The organism is Bacillus sp. P4_D3 (genome assembly GCF_056401855.1).
This window is the reverse complement of sequence record NZ_JBFUIN010000128.1, coordinates 1-7,957: the sequence shown is the minus strand read 5'-3', so window position 1 is coordinate 7,957 and position 7,957 is coordinate 1. Positions and strand designations below refer to the sequence as shown.

Genomic DNA, 7,957 nt, shown 5'->3' with positions numbered 1-7,957 from the left:
GTATAGCGTGGTATAATACATATAGAACTAGAAGGTGACAAGGGGCTATTGTAGATGATGAGTAAGTATGAACAAATTTATACAGAAATCAGCAAGTCTATTGATAATAAACAATTAAAAGAAGGATGCAAAATTCCATCAGAAACGGAATTAATGAAGCAGTATGAGGCAAGCCGGGGTACTGTAAGAAAAGCTGTAGATTTATTGCAAGAGCGTGGATATGTTCAAAAAATACACGGAAAAGGTGTTTTTGTATTAAAGCGCAAAAATATTGAATTTAACTTTGGTGGTATTGTAAGTTTTCAAGAAGAAAATGAACGTTTAGGACGTTACTGTATTACGGAAGTCGTGGAAATAGAGAAAATGACAGCTACGAAAGATGTAGCAAAGTTATTAAACGTGAAAGAAAAAACGGAAATAGATCATATTAAACGTGTACGAAATATTGATGGAGAAAAAGTAATTTTAGATATAAACCATTTTGTATCGGAGTATATTCCAGGATTAACGAGAGAAATTGCAACTGCATCGATTTATAAATACATTGAGAAAGAATTAGGGCTACATATTAGCTATTCACAGCGGGTAATTGAAGTACAACCATGTACAGATGATGACCGAAAGTATTTAGATTTAAATGGAACAGACTATGTTGTCGTTGTAAAAAACTTTACTCATTTATACGATGGGAGTCAGTTCGAATATACGGAATCACGTCACCGTTTAGATATTTTTCACTTTTCGGATGTGGCGCGAAGAAAATAAAGAGATGGGGCGAAATAATCGTTCCATCTCTTTATTTATAAAAAAATCACCAACTTATATATACGAGTGTTGACTAACTTATATATACGAGTTAATATATAAGTGTAAACGGTATCAAAAAAAGAAAAGAGGGACGGGAATATGGGGAAAGACTATCGTAAAACAGCAGAAGAAGTGTTGCAGTATATTGGTGGGAAAGACAATATTGAACAAGCTGCGCACTGTGTAACGAGGCTCCGTATCGCTGTAAAAGATGAAAGTAAAATAGATAATGATAAATTACAGTCTGTTTCATTAGTAAAGGGAGCGTTTCATAACGCTGGGGTATTTCAAATTGTAATTGGTCCAGGCGATGTCGATCGAGTATACGCTGAATTGATAACGCTTGCAGGTATGGAAGAATCGACAGTAGCTGACGTAAAAGATTCTGGAAACCAAAAGTTAAATCCAGTTCAAAAGTTTGTAAAAGTATTTTCAGATGTATTTATGCCGATATTACCAGCGATTGTAACAGCTGGTTTACTGATGGGGATTAACAATTTATTAGGGGCAAAGGACTTATTTTTTGATGGTAAAAATTTATTAGATGTTTATCCGAACTTAGGCGGGCTTTGGGACTTAATTAATATGATGGCCAATACAGCATTCGTATTCCTACCGGCACTTGTTGGTTGGTCAGCGACGAAGCGTTTTGGTGGTAGTCCAATACTAGGTATTGTTATGGGATTAATGCTTGTGCATCCGGCCTTATTAAACGCGTGGGATTATGGAAAAGCAGCGACTGGTTTAGAGGGACAAAAGATTGAGTACTTCGATATTTTAGGGTTATTCCAAATTGAAAAGGTAGGGTATCAAGGTCAAATCCTGCCGGTTTTAGTAGCGGCATTCGTATTAAGTAAAGTGGAAATATTTTTAAAGAAACATGTGCCAAACGCAATTCAATTATTAGTTGTGCCAATTACAACAATCGTTGTAACGGGTGTATTAGCATTAGGGATTATCGGTCCAGTTACACGTCATATTGGAGATTTATTAACAGCCGGATTAGTAGGAGTATATGAAACGGTACCAGCACTTGGGGCAATATTATTTGGAGCATTATATGCACCGCTTGTAATTACAGGAATGCATCATATGTTTATTGCAATCGACTTACAATTAATCGCGCAGCACGGCGGTACATTTATTTGGCCAATGATTGCTCTTTCTAACATTGCACAAGGTAGTGCGGCACTAGCGATGTTCTGGATTTCTAAAAATCAAAATGATAAAAGTATGGCATCAACATCAGCAATTTCAGCGTACTTCGGTATTACGGAGCCAGCGATGTTCGGTGTAAACTTACGAAATAAATTCCCGTTCTATGCAGCTATTATTGGATCTGCTATTGCGGCGATATTCATTACTTTAAATGGTGTATTAGCACCTGCAATCGGGATTGGCGGATTACCAGCATTTATTTCTATCATTCCGAAATCGATTCCAATATTTATTGTCGGGATGATTATCGCGGTTGTAATTCCATTTACGTTAACATGGTTATTTGCAAAACGAGTAAAACAGAAGTAGGAGGAAGTTAAACATGAAGGATTGGCATAAAAGTGTAGTCTATCAAATTTATCCGAAGAGCTTTAATAGTTATTACAATAAAGAAACTGGTGATATAAAAGGAGTTACAGAGAAACTAGATTATTTAAAAGAACTCGGAGTAGATTATATTTGGTTAACACCGATATACGAATCACCACAAAACGATAATGGATACGATGTAAGTGATTATTACAGTATTGATCCATCTTACGGAACGATGGAAGAGTTTGAAGAGCTTTTAGAAAAAGCGAAAGCACGTAACATTGAAATCATGCTTGATATCGTTGTAAATCATAGTTCGACGGAGCATAAGTGGTTTAAGGAAGCGAAGGAAGATAAAAATAGCCCATATCGTAATTACTATATTTGGCGTGATGAAAAAAATAATTGGCAGTCTAAGTTTGGTGGATCTGCTTGGAAATATGATGAGAAGACAGAGCAATATTTTTTACATCTATTTGATGAGACACAAGCTGATTTAAACTGGGAAAACGAAAACCTTCGTGAAGAAGTGTATGATATGATGCGCTTTTGGCTGGAAAAAGGTGTAAAAGGATTCCGCCTTGATGTTATTAATTTAATTTCAAAAGATCAAAGATTTTTAAGTGATGAAGGCACCACGGCTACAAGTGATGGGCGTAAATATTATACGGATGGTCCACGCGTCCATGAATATTTACAAGAGATGAACCGAAATGTTTTTGAAGGGAAAGATGTAATTACAGTTGGAGAAATGTCATCTACGACAATTGATAATTGTATTAAATATTCAAACCCAGAGCGTAATGAACTAAGTATGACGTTTAGTTTCCATCATTTAAAAGTAGATTATCCGAATGGTGATAAGTGGACGAAAGCTGATTTTGATTTCATTAAATTAAAAGAAATTATGTCTGATTGGCAAAGTGAAATGCAAAAGGGCGGAGGATGGAATGCGTTATTTTGGTGTAATCATGACCAGCCTCGTATTGTTTCACGGTTTGGTGATGATGAGAAGTACCGAAATGAATCTGCTAAAATGTTAGCGACAGCTATGCATATGCTGCAAGGAACACCGTACATTTATCAAGGGGAAGAAATCGGTATGACGAATCCTAACTTCCATTCTATCGAGCAATATCGTGATGTAGAATCGTTAAATATATATGATATAAAACAAGAAGAAGGATTATCCAAAGAAGAGATTATAGAGATTTTAAAACAAAAATCTCGTGACAATTCACGTACTCCGATGCAGTGGAATGAAGAGGTGAATAGTGGTTTTACAACAAGTACACCTTGGATTTCAGTGGCTGAAAACTTTAAAGAAATAAACGTAGGGAAGGCATTAGAAGATAAAGAGTCTGTCTTTTATCATTATAAAAAGTTAATTGAACTTAGAAAAAAATACAATGTAATTACAGAAGGGAAATATGATGTTTTAGATGGGAATCATCCTAAGATTTGGGCATATACACGTACTGTAAATAATGAAGTATTGCTTGTTATCAATAACTTCTACGGAGAAGAAATAACGTATTCTGCACCAGTGAATGTTCAATTGGATGGAATGAAACAAGAAGTATTATTATCAAATTACAAAGATTCAAGTAAGGATATTACGAATCTTAACTTAAGACCGTATGAGTCAATTGTATATCGATATACGAAATAAAAAGGTTGTATGCCCGCTTGGCATACAACCTTTTTATTTTAAGACGCCACTATATAAAATTTTCACTTCTACTTCCGGTTTAAATTTTACCTTTTCATAATCCTTATGCCAATTTTTTTTCTTCCATAGACAAATCAGATCGAGTTAATAGTGGTTCAAGAGCTAATTGGTGAATTAAATTGGGGTCTGTTAAAGATTCGATATATAAGATTTTTCCTTTTCCATTTTGAAAAGGAACATCTAATTTTTTTATATCATCGGAATGAGAGAGCTTGTTTTCAATGTAATTAATATTTTCCGCAAGTGATGGAAACATAGGCTTCGTTTTATTCGTCTGTTGGTTATTGTTTTGTTCTGTCACATTGTCCACCCCTTTTAGGATTAAATTATCACTGTTAATTTTTGTTTTTTATGAAAAATTTATGCTTGGATTATTTGAAAAAAATTAACTTGAAAGTTACGTTACGTCATCTTCTATACTAAAGAAAATGAGAAGTAGGGGATGGTATATATGACTTTAAAATATATGTGGGGATGGAAAGAAATTTTATATTTATTTGTTTTTGTATTTATTATTGTTCCAGTAACAATTGAATCCATTTTTTATAAATATGCTTTAAATCTATTAGGGAATTCATTATATGCTGGGGTTTTAATGGGATTTATTATGGCAGTTGTATTTACTTTTTTAGTTTATGTGTTTTGCATAAAAAGATATAACTTGTCGTGGGCAGATATTGGGATTCGGAAGCTTTCATGGAAAGATTACTTGTGGACATTTGTAGCGGTTATTTCTTTGATTGTAGTTAGTATTGGTGTATTAATGATAATGGAGAAAATGGGTATTTCCTTTGAAAATAGTAAAACGGATACGGTCCAAAATGATAAATCAATATATTCATTTTGTATCGCGGTAATTGGAGCGGCGGTTATATCACCAATATATGAAGAGATTTTATATCGGGGTGTTTTTTATACGTTTTTTCGAGATAGATATGGCATATGGGGCGGTGTGCTTATAAGTTCAATAATATTTACAGTTGTTCATATTCCCACATATAACACATTACCGGTGAATTTTTTAAGCGGAGTAGTATTTGCGTGGTTATATGAGAAAACAAATTCTATTTTATCGGCTATGATTGCCCACGCATTATTCAATTTCATAGCAGTACTTCTCACATTCATGTCGAATTAATTAGAGGGTACATATAGGAGGGAATAAATATGGAAATAGCTGTGGAACGAGTTTTTACAAATGAGATTTTAGCAGAARCTGCAAAGATATTTAATGTGAAAGTAGAAGAAAAACCACTTGGTGATTTTGAGAATTATATTTTTAAGGCGAAGGGAAAAAATAATGAAGATTACGTATTACGCTTAACTCATTCTTCTCATCGCTCAAAAAAAGAGGTAGAGGCTGAACTAGATTTTTTACGATATGTTGCGGAGAACGGGGCAAAGGTAGCAGGTCCTCTTTACTCAATATCTCAAAATCTTGTAGAAGAAATCAGAGCGGAAGATGGCACTTTCTTTTTTGCGTCTTTATTTACATATGCAAAAGGCGAGCAAGCAAAAGGAGAAGAATCGCCTTATTGGGGAGATGCTTTCTTTGAAGCTTGGGGAAAAGCGATTGGACAACTGCACCGCCTTACAATGGATTATCCTAAAACAGACTACCGTGATACGTGGGAAGAGGATGAGAGTGCAATTGTTAGTGGATTAGAAGATGAGAAAGTGAAAGAGATTGCTGCTATATTAATAGATGAAATAAAGGCTCTTCCAATCGAAAGAGAAACGTTCGGCCTTATGCATGGCGATATTCATCCAGGCAATTTTCATTATGATGGAAAAGAGCTAACAATCTTTGATTTTGATGACGCTGCCTATAATTACTTCATTCATGATTTGGCAATGGTTCTTTATTACTCTGTTCTTTTTACACCGTGGACATTGGAGAAAAAGACGGAATTTGCTCGTAAACAGTTACAAGTGTTACGAAAAGGGTATGAATATGAGCACAGACTGGCGGATAGTTGCTATGAAGCGTTACCGTTATTTTTACGTCTACGTGATATTGGTTTATACGGTACGCTTCAAAAGAAGTTTAAAGGGAAAGATATGCCAGATCATTTTCGAGAATTAGCAGAACAACTCTATGAAAGAATTATAAAGAAGGAAGCAATTGTGAATATATAATACATTCATCTCAAAACAAAGTATGTAAAATAAATATATACTTTGTTTTTTTATACAAAAATATGTTTGTTTTATTAAAATAATATTGTCATAGATTCGGTTTGCATTMTATAATTTTATGTATATTCTGAATATTCTTTACAAAAAGGAGGAGGAATGTTGGAAGCTATCGTAAGTTGGATAAATAATATTGTTTGGAGTCCGGCACTTGTCTATTTATGTTTAGGAGTAGGTCTATATTTTTCCATTCGAACGAGGTTTTTACAAGTAAGACATGTAGGAGAAATGGTGAAGCTTACATTTCAAGGAGAAAAGTCTGATGCGGGTGTTTCTTCTTTCCAAGCGTTAGCACTTTCATTATCAGGGCGCGTTGGAACGGGAAATATTGCCGGTGTTGCCACGGCTGTTGCCTTTGGTGGTCCAGGGGCTGTATTTTGGATGTGGGCGGTAGCCTTTCTAGGAGCCGGTTCTGCATATGTAGAATCGACGCTTGCACAAATATATAAGACGAAGCATCAAGGGCAATTCCGCGGTGGACCTGCTTATTACATTGAAAAAGGACTAGGTGTTAAATGGTACGCATTAGTGTTTGTTGCAGCGACAATTCTTGCAACAGGGATGCTGCTTCCAGGTGTTCAAGCGAATAGTATTGCTGTAAGTTTAGAAACAGCTTTTGGTATTAATACTTCCGTATCAGGAGCGGTATTAGTAGCGGCATTAGCACTTATTATATTTGGTGGAGTTAAGCGAATTGTTAACGTAGCGCAAGTTGTAGTGCCGTTTATGGCGCTTGGTTATATTTTAGTAGCTTGTGTAATTGTCGCTATGAATATTGAAAAATTACCAGACGCTTTCATGTTAATTTTAAAAAGTGCATTTGCATTAGAAGCAGCTTTTGGCGGGATTATTGGTTTAGCAATTTCTTGGGGGGTAAAACGTGGTATTTATTCAAATGAAGCAGGGCAAGGAACTGGGGCTCATGCAGCGGCAGCTGCTGAAGTATCGCATCCAGCTAAACAAGGATTAGTACAAGCATTTTCCGTTTACATTGATACATTATTTGTTTGTTCAGCAACAGCATTTATGATGATTATTACAGGCATGTATAACGTATTTGATGCAAGCGGAAAAAACTTTATCGTCAATAAATTAAATGGTGCACAGCCAGGTCCTGGTTATACACAGGCAGCGGTAGAATCTGTTTTCCCTGGATTTGGAAACGGTTTCGTCGCAATTTCTCTACTATTCTTCGCATTTACAACAATTATGGCTTATTACTACATTGCAGAAACAAATATAGCTTACTTAAACCGTGATAAAGACCGCCCTTGGATGTCTATCGTACTAAAGTTTGTATTCTTAGGAGTTGTATTCTACGGTTGTGTAAAAACAGCAGCAACAGCATGGGCTTTAGGAGATATTGGTGTAGGAATTATGGCATGGGTTAACATTATTGCGATTCTATTATTACAAAAACCGGCATTGATCGCATTAAAGGATTATGAAAAGCAGAAAAAAGAAGGAAAAGATCCAGTATTCGATCCGCAGCAGTTAGGAATTAAAAATGCTGATTTCTGGGAGCATGAATACGGGAAAGATAAAAAAGAAGAAGTATCTTAATAGAATAGGAATAAGAGAGCAAAGGGAAATCCCTTTGCTTTTTTTATGGACAAAATGTAGATGAAAGTTATTTTTTTGCCTATTTTTGAATATAAAAAGAATGTACATGCTTTGTTAGGGGAAGGGGGG

The 7,957-nt window shown here is 35.2% G+C and carries 6 protein-coding genes and 2 pseudogenes; 7 read left to right on the top strand and 1 reads right to left on the bottom strand.

Annotated features, from left to right (window positions below; translation table 11 throughout):
• The first annotated feature begins 54 nt into the window (after positions 1-54).
• From treR to treC, 3 genes are all read left to right on the top strand, one after another.
• Positions 55-765 (top strand): trehalose operon repressor, encoded by a 711-nt coding sequence (gene treR / locus AC1DTM_RS14365; RefSeq protein ID WP_002114059.1) that lies wholly within the window; start codon positions 55-57, stop codon positions 763-765.
• 141 nt (positions 766-906) lie between these two features.
• Positions 907-2,334 (top strand): PTS system trehalose-specific EIIBC component, encoded by a 1,428-nt coding sequence (treP, locus tag AC1DTM_RS14360; protein WP_002114061.1) that lies wholly within the window; start codon positions 907-909, stop codon positions 2,332-2,334.
• A 13-nt stretch (positions 2,335-2,347) separates the two neighbouring features.
• Complete coding sequence (treC, locus tag AC1DTM_RS14355) at positions 2,348-4,009, top strand: alpha,alpha-phosphotrehalase (protein ID WP_016103524.1); 1,662 nt, start codon at positions 2,348-2,350, stop codon at positions 4,007-4,009.
• 118 nt (positions 4,010-4,127) lie between these two features.
• Here treC and AC1DTM_RS14350 read toward each other — a convergent pair.
• Positions 4,128-4,325, bottom strand: a pseudogene (locus AC1DTM_RS14350) (hypothetical protein); the annotation flags it as partial.
• Positions 4,326-4,520: 195 nt separating this feature from the next.
• Between AC1DTM_RS14350 and AC1DTM_RS14345 the strand changes: the two are divergent.
• From AC1DTM_RS14345 to AC1DTM_RS14330, 4 genes and pseudogenes are all read left to right on the top strand, one after another.
• Entirely contained in the window at positions 4,521-5,207 is a 687-nt protein-coding gene (locus tag AC1DTM_RS14345) for a CPBP family intramembrane glutamic endopeptidase (RefSeq protein ID WP_002159308.1), read from the top strand.
• 29 nt (positions 5,208-5,236) lie between these two features.
• Positions 5,237-6,208, top strand: coding sequence for a phosphotransferase enzyme family protein (locus AC1DTM_RS14340; RefSeq protein WP_477000383.1), 972 nt, complete (start codon positions 5,237-5,239; stop codon positions 6,206-6,208).
• Between the two features lie 159 nt (positions 6,209-6,367).
• A complete protein-coding gene (locus AC1DTM_RS14335) occupies positions 6,368-7,828 on the top strand; it encodes an alanine/glycine:cation symporter family protein (RefSeq protein WP_033714570.1) in 1,461 nt (486 codons plus the stop codon).
• A pseudogene (locus tag AC1DTM_RS14330) lies at positions 7,773-7,957 on the top strand (amino acid ABC transporter ATP-binding protein); the annotation flags it as partial. The gene AC1DTM_RS14335 and the pseudogene AC1DTM_RS14330, both read left to right, overlap by 56 nt.